The organism is Propionicimonas sp. (assembly GCF_034927565.1).
In the GTDB taxonomy this organism is placed as follows: Bacteria; Actinomycetota; Actinomycetes; order Propionibacteriales; family Propionibacteriaceae; genus Propionicimonas.
Window position 1 is genome coordinate 1 of record NZ_JAYFPT010000047.1, and the last position, 18057, is coordinate 18057.

The window sequence follows — 18057 nt, forward strand, 5'->3', positions numbered from 1 at the left end:
TCGCTGCCGAGGGCATCCAGCTTCACCCCGGCGATCGGGTGGTGATCACGGGCGACACGCGTCGTTCCCGGGACGAGTGGATCTCCCTGCTGCTGGCTGCCGGCCTGCAGCACGGCGGAGTGACGAAGTCCACCCGGGTGCTGGTCGCTGCCGACCCCGACTCGCTCTCGGGTAAGGCGGAGAAAGCCCGTGGCTACGGCGTTCCGGTGGTCACGGAGGCGGCCTTCGAGCGGATGTACGCCGTCTACTGCCGCGAGCACGAGCTGTAGCCGGGTTTCCAGGCGGAGCCCGCCAGTGGTCCGCGCCAGTTCAGCACCGCTCGAAGAGTGGGCCGGCTCCCGTGGGGTGGTTCCACCATCTCCATTTCATCGGCGGGCTCCTCACCGGCCGTCACACGCGCCATTTGTTCTCCACGCCGGCGAACGCACGCCGACTGCTGGACTCGATCCAGGAATGGCACGACGGCAAACTGCTCACCAAGGCCCTGCCTGAGGACGATGAAGGTGACGAGTGAATCTCGCCTTCACCCCGACAGGGTGGGATGACCTGAACTACTGGGCCGACAAGGATCAGGCGACCTACAAGAAGGTCGGCGCCCTGATCAAGGAAGTCCTGCGGACGCCGTTCGAGGGCACCGGCAAGCCTGAGCCGCTGACGACCCAAGGATGATGAGTTCCCTGTAAAACATTGTCTGACTAGGGTGTTTAGCGAGCAGCTTCCGAAACGTGCCGGATGCGCACCGTTCGCTTCGGTCAGGTACTTCAGCTTTCGGCCTCGTTACGGTGCAAACCGCCTCGGTGGCGGCCGGACCCGGTGCGGATCAACCGTGGGTCGCGCACCTGGGAGAACCTCAGGTCATCGGGGCGGGTGCCGAGTCCCGGCTTGTCCAGTCGCCCATCTCCCGGGTAGGGTCATCTGTGACATTTACGTCAGCTGTGACATCTATGATGGGTTCCCGTGATGCAGACCATTGAGACTTCGAACGTCCCCGTTGCTCAGCTTGAGGCGCTCGCGCAGTTTGCCGAGGACACCGCCGGTCCCGAGCTGCGTGATGTGCTGCTCTCTGTGGGCCGCTGCGTCCGTGAGGGTGTCGATCTTGTTGTCGCTGAGGACGCCGCCACCCTCACTCCTGCCGAGGTTGCCGAGCGTCTGGGCATGAGCCGCACCCATCTGTACAAGCTGCTGGATCGAGGCGAGATCGTGTCGCACCGCGTCGGACGTGACCGCCGCATTCGCGTCACCGATCTTGTCGCGTTCGAGGAGCAGCGCCAGCGTGACCGCCGCGGGCTTGCTGAGCGTTTTGCGAAGCAGCGCCAGACCCGCGGCGATGTGATCGACGAGATCGCAGACCTCCTCTGATCGCGCGTCTCCGCGCCGGCTGTCTGCCGGATCCGGCATGATCGTTGGGTGCACAGTCGTCGCGCCCGTCCCATCCTTCGCGTGCTTGCGGAGGACCTGGCGGACGGCTGGGCGTCACCTCGCCCAAGGCGCCTTCTGGAGGAGGGCCGGGTCGATGAGCTGCACCCGTTGAGTGAGTTGCCACACCCGCTCATCGCGAAGGCGGCAGCGCACGGGTCGAGGTTGCGCACCCGGTTCCCGGTCGTGGACAGCTCGCCACCCTCACGATCACGATCACTACGGTCCGCGAGGACGACTACCAGGCCGACGAGATCGAACTCGATGTGTCGCCCGATCGCGCTGTCACCGGCAGCACTCTGGTCTGGCAACTGACGATCCGGGCGCTGATCACGCTCAGCCCTCCCGAACAGGGATGGGACCGGTACAAGGATTCCTAGGCCAATATCGCTGAGCCCGGGTACTTCGCCACCCGCGTCACCGCACTCGACGCTTTGGTGGCCAACAATGAACTCGCCGAGTCCGAACCCGGGCAGTTCGCCCACTACACCCACCGCCAGCACCTCGCCGGCAACACGATCGATGGCAAGGCTGTCCGGGGGTTGTGCGGCGTCTACTTCGTTCCCACCCAAGATCACGACGCAATGCCCTGCTGCCCGATCTGTCAAGAACGTCTGGCCGAGCTCCCGTCCTGACCGGTGATCCTTGCTCGCGGTGCTCAGTCGAGCCGAACCACTCCCGACCATGCGGAGCGACCGTGTGGCCCCGGACGTCCGCCCGCGGCGAGGCGCGTTGGGGGCAGTCTGGGCGGGCCCAGGGACGACGTTTCCCGTGGTGATTTCGTGCCGCCTACGTGCCGTTTCCCTGCACCTCCGGCGCCCAGACTGATTGGTGCCCTTCGTCGGCGCCTCTGGGTCGCCGCGGATGAACTCCCTTGTCAGCCTGTGGTTGAGTAACTGGCGGGGGTCGGCACCCGGCCAAGCGACCACGGGAAACGCGTCCTTAGGTCGACTCGTAGTGAAACCCCTAGCCAAAGAGCGATTCTAGTGGGGCGGGCGGGGCTCGAACCCGCGACCCAGGGATTATGAGTCCCCTGCTCTGACCAGCTGAGCTACCGCCCCCGGTGGTAGGTCGTCGGCCAACGTACTCTGCCCGTGAACCGGCTGTCCAAATGCACGTCGTTGCCGGCAACTCCCCACGGGTGAACCTGCGTCAGGTAGCGTCGTGCCTACCGACGACCACGCGCGGAGGGGAACCCTCATGATCGGCAGCCGGCAGCAGGGCCTGATGAGGCCGCGATGACCGACAAGCTCGAACAGTTGCGCGCCAAGCGCCAGGCGGCACTGCGGGGCGGGGGACGGGAGCGCATCGAAGCCCAGCACACCAAGGGCAAGCTGACCGCCCGGGAGCGGCTTGCGATCCTGCTGGACGAGGGCTCGTTCCAGGAGTTGGGTGCGCTGGCCACCCACCACAACTCCGATTTCGGGATGGACAAGCTGAAGTATCCCGGGGACGGCGTGGTGACCGGCTTCGGCAAGGTCAACGGCCGCCGGGTGGCGGTCTTCGCCCAGGACTTCACCGTGCTGGGCGGCTCCTTCTCAGAGGTCCAGTCGCAGAAGATCTGCCGGATGATGGACCTCTCCCTGCAGGCCGGCGTCCCGCTGATCGGGCTGAACGACTCTGGCGGCGCCCGCGTCCAGGAAGGGGTCCGCAGCCTCGCCGCCTACGGGGAGGTGTTCTACCGCAACGTCGCGGCCTCGGGCGTCGTCCCCCAGATCTCGGTGATCATGGGACCCTGCGCGGGCGGTGCGGTGTACTCCCCGGCGCTCACTGACTTCACGATCATGGTCGACCGCACGTCCAATATGTTCCTCACCGGCCCGGGTATCATCAAGGCGGTCACTGGCGAGGAGGTGACGGCCGAGGAACTCGGCGGCTCCTGGGTGCACAACACCCGCAGCGGTGTCTCCCAGTTCTCCGCCGACTCCGACCAGGCCGCGCTCAGCCTGGTCAAACTGCTGCTCGGCTACCTGCCGCAGAACAACACCGAGGATCCGCCGGCGCTCACTCCCTACGACGACCCGGCCCGGCTGGCAGAGGAACTCAACACGATCATGCCCCAGGAGGACGACGTCCCCTACGACATGCGGCACGTCCTCGAGCTCGTGGTCGACCAGGGCAGCCTGCTGGAGAGCCACGAACACTACGCGGCCAATGCCATCACCGCCTTCGCCAGGCTGGACGGCCAGTCAGTCGGGATCGTGGCCAATCAGCCGGCGGTGCTGTCCGGCGCACTCGATCTGGACTCCAGCGACAAGATCTCGCGGTTCGTCAGGATCTGCGACATGTTCAACATCCCGCTGGTGACCTTTGTGGACTGCCCGGGTTACCTGCCCGGAGTCGACCAGGAGTACAACGGCGTCATCCGGCACGGCGCGAAGACCATCTACGCCTATGCCCAGGCGACCGTCCCGAAACTGTCGGTGATCACCCGCAAGGCGATCGGCGGCTCGTACGTCGCGATGAGCTCCAAGCAGATGGGCAATGACATCGCCTTCGCCTGGCCCACCGCACAGATCGCGGTGATGGGCCCCGAGGGCGCCGCCCGGCTGCTGCACGGCAAGGAGATCGCGGCGGCTGATGACCCGCAGGCCGCCGAACAGGAGTTCATCGCCAGCTACCGCGAGCAGCTCTTCAACCCCTACCACGCCGCCGATGTCGGCCAGGTGGACGAGGTGATCGAGCCGCGCGAGACCCGGCTGCGGCTGATCCGCTCGCTGGAGGTGCTCCGCACCAAGGTGCAGCCCGTGATCGCCAAGAAGCACGGGCTCTTCCCGGTCTAGGCGGTCGTCGTGGCAGACATCGACTTCGGACTGTGGATCACCGCCGTGGGCATGGGCACGGTGTTCGTGATGCTCCTGCTGCTCATGGTGCTGCTGCAGGGCATCGGACGGCTGGACGGACGGCGGCGCCGGCGGCCCGCGGACGCCCGTCCCGAACCGGTCGGCAACCCGGACGAGGGTCGCTCCGCGACTGACCAGGCCCATCCGGGGGAACTGTCGCCCGAACTGGTGGCCGCGATCACCATCGCGGTGATCACTCACGTCCGGGTACGGCGCGGCCAGGCGGCGCCGGCGATGCGACAGGTGCAGCCCGGGAGCCACCTCTTCGCGAGCCGCTGGGTGGCCGTCGGCCGCTCCTACCAGAACAAGCCCTGGAAGTGAGGAGCCGGCCATGCGTCGCTATACGGTACGGATCAACGACACCGACCACGTCCTCGACGTCGAGGAACTCGCACACGACACCTTCACGGTGCATCTGGCCGACGGCCGGCTGGTGGACGTGGTGCTCACCGATCACCAGGATCTCGCCCAGGCGGTGATCACCCCCCAGTTGGAGGTGCCGCAGCCACATTCGACGGGCACTGCGCCCATGGTGGCCGATCGGCCCGTGCCGCCGGCGGCAGTCGGAACCGCCCGGAGCACGGTGCCCCGGGGTGGCGCCGCGGCGATGACCGCGCCGATGCCCGGGGTGGTGCTGAGTGTGGAGGTGGCGCCCGGCGCCAGCGTCAGCCGTGGCCAGACCCTACTGGTGCTGGAGGCCATGAAGATGAAGAACGACCTCAAGGCCGACCGAGACGGCGTCGTGGCCGGTGTTCACGTCAGCGCAGGCGACCAGGTGCGGCATGGTGATCTGTTGCTGGAGTTCGAGGCCTGACGATGGGCTCGGAGAGTCTCGACCAACTGCTCGCCGGGGTGACCGCGGTCACCTGGCAGTCAGTGGTGATGATCGTCATCGGGGGCCTGCTGATCTTCCTGGCGGTCGCCCGGGAGTACGAGCCGTTGTTGCTGCTGCCGATCGGTGCCGGGGCGATCCTGACCAACCTGCCACTCTCACCGCTGGTCGGTGAGGACGGGCTGCTGCGCATCCTCTACGACGTCGGCGTCGGCAACGAACTGTTCCCGCTGCTGATCTTCATCGGGATCGGGGCGCTCACCGACTTCGGTCCGCTGCTGGAGAACCCGAAGATGGTGCTGCTGGGGGCCGCCGGGCAGTTCGGCATCTTCCTGACCCTGATCCTCGCCCTGCTGCTCGGCTTCTCCCGCGACCAGGCGGCGTCCATCGGGATCATCGGAGCCATCGACGGGCCCACGTCCATCTACGTCTCCGGCATGCTGGCACCAGAACTGCTCGGGCCGATCACTGTTGCTGCCTACAGCTACATGGCGCTGGTGCCGATCATCATGCCGCCGGTGATGCGGCTGCTCACCACCAGGGCCGAGCGGCAGATCCGGATGCCCTACACCCAGCGGCAGATCTCGCAGCGCACCCGCATCCTGTTCCCGATCGTGGTGACGATCGTGGTGGGAGTGCTGGTGCCATTCGCCACCCCACTGATCGGCTGCCTGATGCTGGGCAACCTGATGCGCGAGTCGAAGGTGGTCGAACGGCTCACCCACGCCGCGTCCAACGAGCTGGCCAACATCGTGACCCTCTTCCTCGGGCTGGCAATCGGCTCGACGATGGTGGGGGAGAGCTTCCTGCAGCCCTCCACTCTGGCCATCCTGGGGCTGGGCCTGCTGGCCTTCGTTCTCGACACCGCCACCGGCGTGCTGTTCGGCAAGCTGATGAACCTGGTCAGCGGGGGAAAATTCAACCCGCTGATCGGTGCCGCCGGCATCTCTGCCTTCCCGATGGCGGCCCGGGTGGTGCAGAAGGAGGCTGCCAGGGAGGATTACTCCAACTTCGTCCTGATGCACGCGATGGGGGCCAACGCGGCAGGGCAGATCGCCTCGGTGGTGGCCGGCGGGGTATTGCTGGCGTTGATGGCAGGCTGAGAAGGCACTGCCCACCTGGGGCTCCCCCGACTGGACTCGAACCAGTAACCCTCTGATTAACAGTCAGATGCTCTGCCAATTGAGCTACAGGGGATCGCGCTGGGCGCGGACCAGAACGTTACCAGCAACCTCAGGAGATACTGAAATCGTTCCGGGCCTCCTGCAGGGCGGCCTCAAGCTGTTCACTCACCGCAGCGTCGGTGAGATCGACGCCCGGGCCCGGGGTCACCCGCCAGGTGGTCGCCCCGGCATCCGATCCGAGGTCGCGGCGCAGGGTCACGGTGGCATGACGGTCGCGCCCCACCGGCACCCGGCGGGTGAAGACGATGCTGCTGGTCACCCGCTCGTTGAACAGGTCAGGAAACCGGCCCGCCCGCTGGAGGACGAGTTCGTGCTGCCCGCCGTCCACGTCCTCCCACCGCAGCCTGCCGGTGGCGGCGTCCCAGCCACCGTGCCCGATCTCGTGCCAGGGCTGGAAGGTCCACTCACCATCGGTCTGGACGGCCAGCGTGCCGGGCAGGCCGACCGCCCAGCCGTGGGCCGTCCGGGCCCAGGCGAGGATGCGGGGACGCTCACCGAGGCGGTCGGCGAGCGAGGTGCGGACGGACGGGTCGAGACGAGCGGTCAGCAAGGCCATGCCTCCATTGTGCCGAGGTGGGCGAACGGTCTGCCCCGCCCGGCGTGCTGGACGGTGTGGGTCGGTGCCGGACGGTCCGGCCGACTACGGGCGGGCCGGGTTCCAGAGTTCCTCAACCGTCGCAGCCAGCACCGGGTCGATCGCCAGGGTCTCCGCGGTGGGCGCATCCGTGCTGCGCGACGGCAGGGCGTGGTAGGCCTCGATGATCTTCTCGACCGCCTGGGCGGAGGTCAGGTTCTTGGTGTTGACCACCAGGTCGTAGGAGTCGGGGTCGGTCCAGTCGGCGTCGTAGTACAGCCGATCGAACTTGCGCCGGTTCTTGTCGTCGGCGCGCACCTTCTCGGCCGCCTCCTCCGGCTTGAGATGGTCGCGCTTCGCGATCCGGGCCACCCGGACATCGAGCGGTGCCTTGATGAAGACGTTGAGGACGTCGACCAGTCCGCGGGTGACGACGAACCCGCCGCGCAGCATGATGACGGTATTGCCGCGCGCGGCGATCGCCGCGATGGTCTGGTTCATCATCTCGATCGTCAACTGGCTGTCCTGCTTGAACAACTCCCGGATCTTCGGCGGCGCGTCGTAGAACTCGTTGAGCCGGATCAGACCGTACTGCCGGATGACCTTGTTGACGGTGTCCTTGTCGGCGAAATCCCAGCCGAGTTCCGCGGCCAGCGCACGCGCGATGCCGGGGCCCTTGGCGCCCATTTGGCGTGAGATGGTGATGGCGGGCATGTGCTGCTCCTGTCAGTTTCACTTTGACCTGACATTAGTGCCCGGGGGCGTCGTGCAACAGGGGTGCCAGCCGATCAGTCCAGCAGCGCCAGGATCTGGCGTCCCACGCCGTCCTCGGCGTTGGAGCCGACCACGGGGAAGCCGGCGGCCAGCAGCGACGGATGGCCGTTCGCCACCACATGCGGCATCCCTGCCCAGGTCAGCATCGCGGTGTCGTTCGGCATGTCGCCGAAGGCTGCCACCTCGCTGGCGTCGATCCCGAGCCGTTCGCAGAGCCGGACCAGCGCCGACGCCTTTGACACCCCGAGCGCGCTGATCTCCATCAGCCCGGGGAAGTCGACCGCCGAATGGGTCACGGTGGCGAGGTCGCCGACCAGCACGGTGGCGCGCTCGTCCAGCGCCGCCGAGCCGAGTTCGAGGTGGAAGCCGAGGATCTTCAGAACCGGCTCAGTGGTAGCGAGCAGGTCGGGCGTGGCGGCGATCTCGGGCTCCGGCTCGTAGGTGGGGGTGCCGGGTTCGCAACGGAAACCGTTGACGGTCTCCAGTCCGAGGCTGAGGCCCGGAATGCCTTCGTGGAGTCGCTCGACCAGTTGCCGAGCACAGTCGCGGTCGATGCCGGAGTGTTCCACCGCCTTCCCCGCGGCGCTGTCCCACAGCACGGCGCCGTTCGAGGCGATCACCAGCGGGTGCGCGTAGCCGCACTCGGTCACCGGCCCCAGCCAGCGGATCGGGCGTCCGGTGGCCGCGACGAACGGGATCCCGAACTCGGCCGCCCGGGCAACCGCGGTCTGGTTGGTCGGCGAGATCGTCCCGTCCGGGCGCAGGAAGGTGCCGTCGAGGTCGCTGACGATCAGCCGCGGGCGGGTCACAGCCGCGAGTTCGGAGTAGGCGAGCCGGGCGCGCCCGAGGACGGGCTGCCGCCGGGGGACGGCGCCCCGGTGGTCGGCGTCGGCGAGGCCGAGCCGGACGACTCGCTGGGCGAGGGGGACGGCGAACCAGAGCTTGGTGAGGGCGAACCGGACGACGGGGACGGTGACCCCGAGGAGGGGGACGGCGAACCAGAGCTCGGTGGCGGCGAGCCGGACGATGGCGGGGGAGAGCCGCTGCTGGGCGGCGGCGATCCGGTCGGTGGCACCGGGGGTGGCGGCTGCACCTGGGGGGCCTGCTGGAAGATCAGGATGGCGATCAGCACGCCCAGCGCCGCCAGCAGCATCATCAGCAGCCAGGAGGCCAGAATGCTCAGCCAGCCGGCGCGGTCGTGCCGTCCGGGCCAGGGCAGCGGCCACAGCCGCGAGATCCCCGGCCGGGTCCGGTCGATCCAGTGCAGGCGGTAGTCGGGCCCGGACGGGGTGCCCTGCAGCGCCAGCCGCGACAGGTCGACCTCGGAGAGCACCCGCTCAGCCTCGGCGAGGGCTGCCGGGCTGGCGTCGTAGGCCAGCGCCACCCAGGGCGCCAGCGGGGCGTCGTCGGGGCCGACCGGGTCGTCGTCCTCGGGGCGCATCCGGTGACCCAGCCTGCCCTCGTCCTGGCCGTGGCCGCCGCGGGCGATCACGGTGTCGATGTGCATCTGGTTCACCGTGCCGGCCAGCCGCTCGCGGGCTGCCGGGTCGGCGGCCGCCCCGGCGGACAGCAGGATCAGCATCACCGGGGTGGCCTGGTCGTCATGGCCGACGTAGGCCACTCCGGACGGGGAGGCGGTCAGCCGGGCGTCCAGCCAGAAGTCACCGACCTTGGGCGGGTCGTCCCGCCACAACGGGCTCAGGCGCGGCGCACCCGGGTCGGCGCCGTTGTCGGCGGGCGGCTCGGGTGTGGTCACGGCGCCCATTGTGCCAGTCCCGCTGAAGCAGCCCGGCGCCGGTCAGCTTCAGGCCGTGAGACAGCTCCAGCTCCCAACCCTTCCTCGGGCCACGACGAGCCCCTCCTGGCCCGACTCGCGCCGGGTTCGTCCCACCGCCCGCCGGGCCGGGTCAGTTGGTGCCCAGAATGCTCCTAGGCGCGGGCGGTATCGTGGTCGCACTGTCAGCCAGCCGCGAGCAAGCAGGAGAAGCGTGTGACCAACCCGAGTCAGCCTCCGACGGGACCGTCACAGGGGGGATACCCTCCGCCCACCGGACCGGCCGCGTACCCGCCGCCGACCGGGCAGCCCGCCTATCCCGCGCCCGCCGGTCCAGCGGCCTACCCGACAGCGCCGGCGGCATCCGGTCGGGCGCCGTCCGGTCAGGCCGCGCCAGGTGGCTATCCGCCGCCGTCGCAGCCGCCGACGCCGAACACTCCCTCGACGCCCGAGACCGCTGAGGCGGCGAAGCTGCTGGGCGAGGCGATCGCCCAGGTGCAGCGGGTGATCGTCGGCCAGGAGCACATGGTCGAGCAGTTGATGGTCGGCCTGCTGGCCAAGGGCCACGTCCTGCTCGAGGGCGTCCCCGGCGTCGCCAAGACCCTTGCCGTCCGCTCCTTCGCTACCGTGGTGGGCGGTGACTTCGCCCGGATCCAGTTCACCCCCGATCTGGTGCCCTCCGACATCGTCGGTACCCGGATCTACTCCGCGTCCCAGGAGAAGTTCGACACCGCGCTCGGCCCGGTGTTCGTCAACTTTGTGCTGGCCGACGAGATCAACCGCGCGCCAGCCAAGGTGCAGTCGGCGATGCTGGAACTGATGGCCGAACGGCAGGTCTCGATCGGTGGCATCACCCACCCGGTGCCCGAGCCGTTCATCGTGATCGCCACCCAGAACCCGATCGAGTCCGAGGGCGTCTATCCGCTGCCCGAGGCGCAGCGCGACCGCTTCCTGCTCAAGGTGGACGTGCCCTATCCGCGCGGCAATGAGGAGTTCGAGATCCTGCGCCGGATGAGCGTCACCCCGCCGAAGGCCAGCCCGGTCCTCGACCCCGACAAGGTGAAGCGGCTGCAGGACCAGGCGTCCAATGTCTTCGTCCACAACCTGGTGGCCGAGTACATCGTCCGGCTGGTGCTGGCCACCCGTACCCCCGACGAGTTCGGCATGCCCGACCTGGTGCCGGTGATCCAGGTCGGCTGCTCTCCCCGGGCCACCCTGGGCCTGGTCTCCGCCGCCCGGGCGCTCGCGCTCATCCACGGCCGCGACTATGTGCTGCCGACCGACGTCCAGGCGATCGCCAAGGACGTGATGAGCCATCGCCTGGTGCTCGGCTTCGATGCCGTCGCCGACAACATCACCCCGGCCCAGGTCATCGAGCGGATCGTCGCCATGGTGCCGCCGCCGACACCGGTGTGGAACCAGCAGCAGCGGCAGGCCTCGCACTCCCAGCACCGCTACGCGCCGGACGGGACCAACTGAAGGCCGCTTCGTGACCGCTCATCCCGGCTTCGCTCCACCTCCCGACGACCTCGGCGCGGTGCGTTCGGTGGTGGCCGAACCCACCGCCCCCACCCTGCCGCTGCACAAGCTGGCCCCCGAGGCTGCACTGCGCCGGCTGGAGCTGACCATCGTCCGGCGGCTGGAGGGCTTCCTGCACGGTGACCACCAGGGGCTGCTGCCCGGGCCCGGCTCGGAGTCCTCCGACGCCCGGGTCTACGTCCCCGGCCAGGACGACGTCCGCAAGATGGACTGGGCGGTCACCGCGCGCACCACCGTCCCACACGTCCGCGACACCATCGCCGATCGGGAACTGGAGGTCTGGGCGCTGCTGGACGTCACCCCGTCGATGAACTGGGGCACCGAGGGCGTCACCAAGCGTGATCTGGGGATCGCTGCGATCGCCACCATCGGCTTCCTGTCCCAGAAGATGGGCGACCGGTTCGGTGGGCTGGTCATGCGCCCGGACATGATCAAGCGGCTCCCTGCCCGTTCCGGCCGGACCGCCCTCTACGGCCTGCTGCGCCGGATGCTCACCGAGCCGATCGTCTCCGACCACACCACCGGCCCCTACTCGCTGGCCGAGGGGATCGAGCGGCTCGCCCGCACCGAACGCCGCCGCGGCATGCGGGTAGTGGTTTCCGACTTCCTCACCCCCGGCGACTTCGAACTGGACGCGAACGTCCCCACCGAGTGGGAGCGGGCGATGCGGCACCTCGCAATTCGCAATCAGGTGCTGGCAGTCGAGGTGGTCGACTCCCACGAGATCGGCTTCCCCGACGTCGGTGACCTGCTGATCCGCGATCCCGAGACCGACTTCGAACGCTACGTCAACACCAGCGACGAGGCCGCCCGCAGTCGGATGGACGCCGCCAGCGCCGCCCAGCGGGAACGGATCCGGGCCTCGCTGCGGCGGGCCGGGGCCGCGCACATCCAGTTGCGTACCGACAGAGACTGGGTGCATGACATCGCGCGCTTCGTGCTCTCCTACCGGCGGACGGCTGCCATGCTGCACCAGCCTCCCCAGGGCGTGAGCACCTGATGTTCGGGCTCGACTTCCTCAACCCCGAGCGGCTGTGGGTGCTGGTGCTGGTGCCGCTGATGATCGCCGCCTACGTCTGGGCGGTGAGACGCAAGAAGAAGACCGGCATGCGGTTCACCAACACCACGATCCTGTCCCGGGTGGTACCCAAGCAGTCGCAGTGGCGACGGCACCTGGCGGTGGCACTGTCGGTGGCGGCGCTGGTGTCGCTGTCGTTCGCCTGGGCCCGTCCCAACGGTGTCGAGATGGTGCCCCGGGAGCGCGCAACGGTCGTGCTGGTGATCGACATCTCGAACTCGATGCTGGCCACCGACGTGAAGCCCAACCGGCTCGACGCTGCCAAGCAGGCAGCGATCACCTTCGTCAAGAGCCTGCCGGAGAAGTACAACCTGGCGCTGGTGAGCCTGTCGGGCAGCCCGTCGGTCCGGCTGCCACCGACGCTGGACCGGGTGATGGCACAGCAGGCGATCAACAGCCTGAAGGTGCAGGACACGACGGCCGTCGGCGAGGGGATCTATACCGCGCTGACCGCCCTGCAGATGGCGCCCAAGGGTGACGACGGCTCGATCGCGCCCGGTGCGATCGTGCTGCTCTCCGACGGCCAGAACACCGCGGGACGCTCGCCCCAGCAGGCCGCCAACGAGGCCGCCAAGGCCAAGGTGCCGATCTACACCATCGCCTACGGCACGCAGAACGGCTACGTCGACCTGGACGGCAAGCGCGAACCGGTGCCGCCGGATACCGACCTGCTGCGCACCCTGGCGTCGATGACCGGCGGCGCCAGCTACTCCGCCGAGAGCCTCGACCAGCTCGACCGGGTCTACACCAACATCCGCAGCGAGGTGGGCTACATGCCGGTGAAGAAGGAGATCACCGCGCTGTGGGCCGGCTACGGCCTGGCCTTCGCGGTGGTGGCGGCGCTGGCCGCGGTGTCGCTGGGAGCGAGGTGGCCGTGATGGACGGCTGGTTGGCGTTCATGCGTCCGGAGCGGCTGTGGTGGCTGCTGCTGATTCCTGCCCTGGTGCTGCTGTACCTGGGGCTGCTGTGGCGCGGCCGGCGGCGGGCCCGCGGCCGGGGAATCGACCGGCTCGACCGGGTGCTTCCCAAGCAGCAGGCATGGAAGCGGCATATCGCCGTCGGCGCGGCGGTGCTGAGCCTGGCCGCGCTGAACGTCGCCTACGCCCAGCCGAAGGGCGAGGTGGACGTGCCGCGCGACCGCGCGACGGTCGTGCTCACCATCGATGTCTCCCGCTCGATGATCGCCGAGGACGTCGCCCCGAACCGGCTGGACGCGGCCAAGGCCGCTGCCAAGGACTTCCTGAACCTGCTGCCGTCCGGATTCAACGTGTCCCTGGTCAGCTTCGCTGCCACCGCCGCGGTGGTGGTGCCGCCGACCACCGACCGCGGCATGGTGGCGGCGGCGATCGACAACCTGCAGGTGGCGCCGTCCACGGCCATCGGGGACGGCATCTTCGCCGCCCTGGACGCCATGGCCCAGGCTCCGCCCGATCCCGACCATCCCGACGAGCCCGCCCCGGGCGCGATCGTGCTGCTGAGCGACGGCTACACCAATGTCGGCCGGTCGTCCGCCTCGGCTGCGCGGGAGGCCAAGGCGGACAAGATCCCGATCTACACCATCGCCTACGGCACTCAGGGCGGGTACGTCGAGAACCGTGGACGGCGTGAGCCGGTGCCGGTCAACCACGCCGAACTGGAGCAGATCGCCCGGATCTCGGGGGGCAAGAAGTTCTCGGCCGGTTCCAGCCAGGAGTTGAAGCAGGTCTACCAGTCGATCGCCAACACGGTCGGCTACGTGAAGGTTGACCAGGAGGTCACCGAGCGGTACGCCGGCTACGCCCTGCTGTTCGCGATCGTGGCGTCGTTGTCGCTGATGTCGCTGGCCGCTCGCTGGCCCTGATCGACCAGGCCAATTCGTGGCGGACGGCGCGTCAGCGGGCGACACGCCGGTGCCGCTGGTGCTGCTGTGGCAGGTGGGGCACAATGAGGCATCCCCTGAGGGGCTGAGGTTGCTGGGGAAGGCACATCTCAGCGAAGGGGAACAGATGGACATCACGCGCGGGGTCATCCTGATCCACTCGGCGCCAGCAGCGCTGTGCCCGCACCTGGAATGGGCGGTCAGCGCCGCCACCGGCAGCGTCATCCGCTTCGACTGGACGCCCCAGCCCGCCGAGCCGCGCACCATGCGCGCCGAGCACCTCTGGTCGGGCGACGTCGGGTCGGGCGCCGCGATCGCCAGTGCCCTGGCCGGCTGCCAGCGTGCCCGCTTCGAGGTGACCGAGGACGCCACCCGCACCACCGAAGGGCAGCGCTGGGCCTACACCCCGCGGCTGGGCGTCTTCTCCGCCGCCACCGGGCCGACCGGCGACATCATGGTGCACGAGAACCGCCTCAAGCGCGCGATCACGGCCGAGGCGCTTGGCGGCAAGCCACTGGCCGAGGCGCTCCAGGAACTGCTCGGCACCCGCTGGGACGACGAACTGGAGGTCTTCCGGCACGCCTGCGAGGGCACTCCCGTCCGCTGGCTGCACGCCGTCGGGTAGCCGCCGGCTACCTACGCCGGCGGGGATCACCGACCTGCAACCCGCCCTCTTCCTGGACTGACCCCGACCAGAACGGAGCGCCCGATGACCACCCAGTCTGCCGAACCCGCCCGATTCGGCTCGATCACGGTCGCCACCACCGTCCTGCCCGGACGCCACCGCGCCACCGCCGTGCTCCGGCTGGGCACCACCGAGCCGCGCCGTCCGGTGCTGTGGACGCTGCCGGGCCTGCTCGACCTGCAGGCCGCGCTGGGACACCTCGCAGGGCTGGATGTGGAGGCGGTGGTGCTGGCCGGCAACGAGCACTCCTTCGGCAGCGGTGCCGACCTCGGCGTGCTGGCGTCGGTGAACTCACGGGCCGAGGGCGAACGAGCGGCACACCTCGGCTGGCAGTCCTTCCGTGCGCTGGCCGCGCTGCCGGTGCCGAGCTTCGCGTTGATCACCGGCTACGCCCTGGGCGGTGGGCTGGAACTCGCGCTGTTCGCCGACTACCGGGTGGCCCGGTCCGACACCGGGGGAATCGGCCTGCCGGAGGTCGGGCTGGGGATCCTGCCCGGCTGGGGCGGTGCCTGGCAGCTCGGACGCCTGGCTGGAGCGCAGGCGGCGATCGCGACCGCCGTCGACGACTCGATGCGCGGCCGGACGCAACGCGCTGCCCAGGCCCTGGAACGCGGAGTCGTGGACGCGGTACTGCCGGCGGGAAGCTGGGAGCGGGACTGGCTGGTCTGGGTCGCCGAACGGGTCGATGCCGGCAAGCGGCCGGAGCCCGTGCCGGTGGACGAGGCCGCCTGGCGGGCGGTGGTGGAGGCGGCCGCAGCACGGCTGCGCGCCGGCCGGCCACGCTCCAGCCAGGCACCCGAGGTCACCCTGGAGCTGATCGCGAAGCTCCCGGGACAGGACCTCGACACCGCCGAGCAGGAGACCAGCCTGGCCTTCGGCGACCTGCTCTACTCCGACGTGGCGCGGGCCAGCATCTACGCCCAGGGGCTCACCCGGCGCCGGCCGGTGGTGCCGTCAGCGCTGTCCAGGGGCAGGGCCCGTCCGGTTGACCGGGTGGGGATCCTGGGCGCCGGGCTGATGGCCTCCCAGCTCGCCACCCTGATCGCCGGCCGGGCACGGGTGCCGGTCGTCCTGACCGACCTGGACGCCGAGCGCGCCGCGCGCGGGCTGGAGCTGGTCCGTGGGCGGCTGTCTCGTCAGGTCTCCCGTGGGGCGCTGTCGGAGGCCGCGGCCACCGAGATCGCGGATCTGGTCACCGCCACCGCGGACCCGGCGGGTATCGCCGGGGCGGACCTGGTCATCGAGGCGATCTTCGAGGAGCTCCAGGCCAAGCAGCAGGCCTTCGCAGCCGCCGAGCGGCAGCTCGCGCCGGACGCGATCCTGGCCACCAACACCAGTTCGCTGTCGATCACCGCGATCGCCGAACCGCTGGCCCACCCCGAGCGGGTGATCGGCTTCCACGTCTTCAACCCGGTGGAGGTCGTGCCCCTGCTGGAGATCATTCCCGGGGCCCGCACCAGCCCCGACGTGGTGGCCACCGCCCTCGACCTCGGCACCCGGCTGCGCCGCTCGGTGGTGTTCTCCGCCGACGCCCCGGGCTTCGTGGTGAACCGGCTGCTGACCAGGATGTTCGACATCCCGCTGCAGGCGTTGGACGCCGGCTGTGACGCCGCGGATGTGGACCGCTCGCTGGACGGCCTCGGCCTGCCGATGACCCCGCTGCAGCTGCTCGACTTCGTCGGCCCGGCCGTCCAGCTGCATGTCAGCCAGACCATGCACCAGGCCTTCCCGGAGCGCTTCGGGCTGCCGGTGTGGCTGGGACGGGTGGTCGAGGCGGGCCTGGGTACCGTCCTGGCCGAGGACGGACGGTTGAGCCCTCAGGCTGCCGCCCTGCTGCCGGCGCCAGCCGAGCAGGCCGACGCCGCCGGTCTGCTGACCGAGGCCGTCGAGGCACTGGCGCAGGAGGTCCGGCTGATGCTCGACGAGGGTGTGGTCGCCGAGCCCGCCGACATCGACTTCGCGGTGCTGCTGGGCGCGAACTGGCCACGCGAACTCGGCGGCATCACGCCGGCCCTGGACCGCTGGGGAGTCAGCGAACGGGTCACCGGACGCCGCTTCCACCCGCGCGGCACGGTCACCCTCGACTGACGGTCATCGCCGCGGTCGCGCTGGTGGCAGTCCCTGCCGTCCTCAGCAGTTGGCGTTGGCGTTGGTGACCACCACGGCGACGTTGTGCCCGCCGAAACCGAAGGAGTTGTTGATCGCGGCCAGGTCGCCCTCCGGCAGCGGACGCGGGCTGGTGGCGACGTCGATCTCCAGGTCGGGCTCGGGATCCTCCAGGTTGATCGTCGGCGGTACCAGGCGGTCGCGCAGGGCGAGCAGCGAGGCGATGGTCTCCAGCGAGCCCGCGCCACCGAGGAGGTGGCCGGTCATCGACTTGGTGCTGGTGACCACCACCTGGTCGGTGGCCTCGCCCAGGCCGACCCGGATGGAGTGCGCCTCGGTGAGGTCGCCCTGCGGGGTGGAGGTGCCGTGGGCGTTGACGTGCACGATATCGGAGGGTTGCAGGCCGGAGTCGGCCAGCGCCTTCAACATCGCCCCGGACTGGCCCTCGCCGCTCGGGTCGGGCTGCACGATGTCATGGGAGTCGGCGGTGATCCCGGCGCCGGCGATGGTGCCGTAGATCTTCGCGCCGCGGGCCAGGGCATGTTCGAGGGTCTCCAGCACCAGCACCGCCGAGCCCTCGCCGAGGACGAACCCGTCGCGTCCCCGGTCCCACGGACGGGAGGCGCGCTCCGGCTCGTCATTGCGCTTGCTGAGCGCCTGCATCTGGGCGAAGGCGGCCATCGGCAACGGGTGGATGGTGGCCTCGGCGCCGCCCGCGACCACGACATCGGCCCGGCCCAGCCGCAGCAGGTCGAGACCAAGCGAGATCGCCTCGTTCGAGGAGGCGCAGGCCGAGACCGGGGTGTGCACCCCGCCCTTGGCATGGACGGCCAGCCCGACGTTGGCGGCCGGCGCATTGGCCATCAGCATCGGGATGGTGAACGGGCTCACCCGGCGTGGACCCTTGTCACGCTGGGTGTCCCAGTTGTTCAGCAGGGAGTGCAGGCCGCCGATGCCGCTGCCGATCGAGACGCTCAACCGCTGCGGATCGACCTCCGGATCCTGGCCCTGCCAGGTGAAGCCGGCGTCCGTCCACGCCTCCTGGGCGGCGATCAGCGCCAGTTGGGTGGCCCGGTCGAGCCGGCGGGCCTGTACCCGGTCGATCACCTCGGAGGGATCGACCAGCACATGCGCGGCGATCCGCACCGGGAGCTCGGCCGCCCAATCCTCGGTCAGCGCGTGTACCCCGGGGGTGCCGGCCAGCATCGCCTGCCAGGTGGAAGCGAGGTCGCCGCCCAGCGGGGTGGTGGCGCCCAGACCTGTGATCACAACCTGCGTCATTGTTGCTCCGAGTACGTCAAAGGGAGGGATGGGAGGGTGGGCCGAGCCTCACCCGCGGGTCGGCCAGCGGGTGTCGGCTCGACCAGCGGTGCTGGCCGGGGTCGGCGGTGCCG

The 18057-nt window shown here is 69.6% G+C and carries 20 protein-coding genes and 2 tRNA genes; 15 read left to right on the forward strand and 7 right to left on the reverse strand.

The features are described 5' to 3' along the window. The 5 genes from VB080_RS09250 to VB080_RS09270 form a co-directional block, all read left to right on the forward strand. Positions 1 to 269, forward strand: a 269-nt coding sequence (locus VB080_RS09250) for a hypothetical protein (RefSeq protein ID WP_416339629.1), incomplete at its 5' end; no start/stop codon positions are given. 71 nt (positions 270 to 340) lie between these two features. Then, complete coding sequence (locus VB080_RS09255) at positions 341 to 514, forward strand: hypothetical protein (RefSeq protein WP_323418157.1); 174 nt, start codon at positions 341 to 343, stop codon at positions 512 to 514. After that, on the forward strand, positions 511 to 669 hold the full coding sequence (locus tag VB080_RS09260; RefSeq protein WP_323418158.1) for a type II toxin-antitoxin system YoeB family toxin: 159 nt from the start codon (positions 511 to 513) through the stop codon (positions 667 to 669). Before VB080_RS09255 ends, VB080_RS09260 begins: the two co-directional genes overlap by 4 nt. A 291-nt stretch (positions 670 to 960) precedes the next feature. Beyond that, positions 961 to 1359: a helix-turn-helix domain-containing protein gene (locus tag VB080_RS09265; RefSeq protein ID WP_323418248.1), complete on the forward strand. Its 399-nt coding sequence runs from the start codon at positions 961 to 963 to the stop codon at positions 1357 to 1359. A 494-nt stretch (positions 1360 to 1853) separates the two neighbouring features. Then, the gene (locus VB080_RS09270; RefSeq protein ID WP_323418159.1) at positions 1854 to 2051 is read left to right on the forward strand and encodes a DUF3039 domain-containing protein; all 198 of its coding nucleotides are present in this window, start codon (positions 1854 to 1856) and stop codon (positions 2049 to 2051) included. Between the two features lie 352 nt (positions 2052 to 2403). Here the strand turns inward: VB080_RS09270 and VB080_RS09275 are convergent. Then, positions 2404 to 2477 (reverse strand) — tRNA-Ile (locus VB080_RS09275). A gap of 177 nt (positions 2478 to 2654) precedes the next feature. Between VB080_RS09275 and VB080_RS09280 the strand changes: the two genes are divergently transcribed. The 4 genes from VB080_RS09280 to VB080_RS09295 are packed head-to-tail and all read left to right on the forward strand — an operon-like array spanning position 2655 to position 6194. Further along, positions 2655 to 4199 carry an acyl-CoA carboxylase subunit beta gene (locus VB080_RS09280; protein WP_323418160.1) on the forward strand — a complete coding sequence of 515 codons (1545 nt, stop codon included), beginning with the start codon at positions 2655 to 2657 and terminating at the stop codon, positions 4197 to 4199. Positions 4200 to 4208: 9 nt separating this feature from the next. Next, positions 4209 to 4580, forward strand: a complete 372-nt coding sequence (locus VB080_RS09285) for an OadG family transporter subunit (protein ID WP_323418161.1) — start codon at positions 4209 to 4211, stop codon at positions 4578 to 4580. Between the two features lie 10 nt (positions 4581 to 4590). After that, a complete protein-coding gene (locus tag VB080_RS09290) occupies positions 4591 to 5073 on the forward strand; it encodes a biotin/lipoyl-containing protein (RefSeq protein ID WP_323418162.1) in 483 nt (160 codons plus the stop codon). 2 nt (positions 5074 to 5075) lie between these two features. Continuing rightward, entirely contained in the window at positions 5076 to 6194 is a 1119-nt protein-coding gene (locus tag VB080_RS09295; RefSeq protein WP_323418163.1) for a sodium ion-translocating decarboxylase subunit beta, read from the forward strand. A gap of 21 nt (positions 6195 to 6215) precedes the next feature. On the opposite strand, the gene VB080_RS09300 is transcribed toward VB080_RS09295, so the two are convergent. The 5 genes from VB080_RS09300 to VB080_RS09320 all read right to left on the reverse strand — a co-directional run bounded on the left by VB080_RS09300 (position 6216) and on the right by VB080_RS09320 (position 9388). Further along, a tRNA-Asn gene (locus VB080_RS09300) sits at positions 6216 to 6288 on the reverse strand. A gap of 36 nt (positions 6289 to 6324) precedes the next feature. Continuing rightward, positions 6325 to 6831 carry a hypothetical protein gene (locus tag VB080_RS09305; RefSeq protein WP_323418164.1) on the reverse strand — a complete coding sequence of 169 codons (507 nt, stop codon included), beginning with the start codon at positions 6829 to 6831 and terminating at the stop codon, positions 6325 to 6327. An 84-nt stretch (positions 6832 to 6915) separates the two neighbouring features. Continuing rightward, positions 6916 to 7563, reverse strand: coding sequence for a cytidylate kinase-like family protein (locus tag VB080_RS09310; protein WP_323418165.1), 648 nt, complete (start codon positions 7561 to 7563; stop codon positions 6916 to 6918). A gap of 74 nt (positions 7564 to 7637) precedes the next feature. Further along, complete coding sequence (locus VB080_RS09315; protein WP_323418166.1) at positions 7638 to 8432, reverse strand: HAD family hydrolase; 795 nt, start codon at positions 8430 to 8432, stop codon at positions 7638 to 7640. After that, positions 8429 to 9388: a hypothetical protein gene (locus VB080_RS09320; protein ID WP_416339630.1), complete on the reverse strand. Its 960-nt coding sequence runs from the start codon at positions 9386 to 9388 to the stop codon at positions 8429 to 8431. The genes VB080_RS09315 and VB080_RS09320 overlap by 4 nt, the downstream gene beginning before the upstream one ends. Before the next feature lie 225 nt (positions 9389 to 9613). Here VB080_RS09320 and VB080_RS09325 point away from each other — a divergent pair, with 225 nt between their 5' ends. The 6 genes from VB080_RS09325 (at position 9614) to VB080_RS09350 (ending at position 16645) form a co-directional block, all read left to right on the forward strand. Further along, a complete protein-coding gene (locus VB080_RS09325; protein ID WP_416339631.1) occupies positions 9614 to 10876 on the forward strand; it encodes an AAA family ATPase in 1263 nt (420 codons plus the stop codon). Positions 10877 to 10934: 58 nt separating this feature from the next. After that, positions 10935 to 11936, forward strand: coding sequence for a DUF58 domain-containing protein (locus tag VB080_RS09330; protein WP_323418250.1), 1002 nt, complete (start codon positions 10935 to 10937; stop codon positions 11934 to 11936). After that, positions 11936 to 12892, forward strand: a complete 957-nt coding sequence (locus VB080_RS09335; RefSeq protein ID WP_323418167.1) for a VWA domain-containing protein — start codon at positions 11936 to 11938, stop codon at positions 12890 to 12892. Before VB080_RS09330 ends, VB080_RS09335 begins: the two co-directional genes overlap by 1 nt. Continuing rightward, on the forward strand, positions 12892 to 13854 hold the full coding sequence (locus VB080_RS09340; RefSeq protein WP_323418168.1) for a VWA domain-containing protein: 963 nt from the start codon (positions 12892 to 12894) through the stop codon (positions 13852 to 13854). The genes VB080_RS09335 and VB080_RS09340 overlap by 1 nt, the downstream gene beginning before the upstream one ends. Positions 13855 to 13999: 145 nt before the next feature. Next, the gene (locus tag VB080_RS09345) at positions 14000 to 14497 is read left to right on the forward strand and encodes a DUF3145 domain-containing protein (RefSeq protein ID WP_323418169.1); all 498 of its coding nucleotides are present in this window, start codon (positions 14000 to 14002) and stop codon (positions 14495 to 14497) included. Between the two features lie 84 nt (positions 14498 to 14581). Beyond that, positions 14582 to 16645 carry a 3-hydroxyacyl-CoA dehydrogenase NAD-binding domain-containing protein gene (locus VB080_RS09350; RefSeq protein WP_323418170.1) on the forward strand — a complete coding sequence of 688 codons (2064 nt, stop codon included), beginning with the start codon at positions 14582 to 14584 and terminating at the stop codon, positions 16643 to 16645. Between the two features lie 42 nt (positions 16646 to 16687). On the opposite strand, the gene VB080_RS09355 is transcribed toward VB080_RS09350, so the two are convergent. After that, positions 16688 to 17944, reverse strand: a complete 1257-nt coding sequence (locus VB080_RS09355) for a beta-ketoacyl-ACP synthase II (protein ID WP_323418171.1) — start codon at positions 17942 to 17944, stop codon at positions 16688 to 16690. Between the last annotated feature and the right edge of the window lie 113 nt (positions 17945 to 18057).